Annotated in this window: 1 protein-coding gene; it reads right to left on the bottom strand. The window is 66.7% G+C overall.

All coding sequences use genetic code 11. The features are described 5' to 3' along the window. A partial coding sequence (locus tag F1735_RS34750) for a TMEM165/GDT1 family protein (RefSeq protein ID WP_167241607.1) occupies positions 1-189 on the bottom strand: 189 nt, incomplete at its 3' end. Between the last annotated feature and the right edge of the window lie 105 nt (positions 190-294).

The raw sequence follows: 294 nt of genomic DNA, 5'->3' as shown, positions 1-294 counted from the left end.
CAGCAGAGCGCTGATCGAGGCCCCCACCGCCGCCGCAAACGCATGGTTGGCGATGGTCGCCACCAAAATCCCCAGCACGATCGGCACCGGCCGCCGGAATTTGGCCGCCAGCAGAAACGCCAGCAACTGCGTCTTGTCGCCGATTTCGGCGAGGGCGACGATGCCCGTTGAGACGAGAAAGGCGTCCATACTGTGCGATCCGATGCGGAAAGCGCGGATCATAGCAGAGCCGCCGCTGTGGCTGCGCGCGCCAGCGCGCCGTCAATACGCGCCTGCGCGCTTTCGTCCGGCCAG

Source organism: Massilia genomosp. 1, from assembly GCF_011682185.1.
Lineage (GTDB): Bacteria > Pseudomonadota > Gammaproteobacteria > Burkholderiales > Burkholderiaceae_D > Telluria_A > Telluria_A rubra.
Note: the sequence above shows the minus strand (reverse complement) of the source record. Positions and strands in the feature narration are given on the sequence as shown.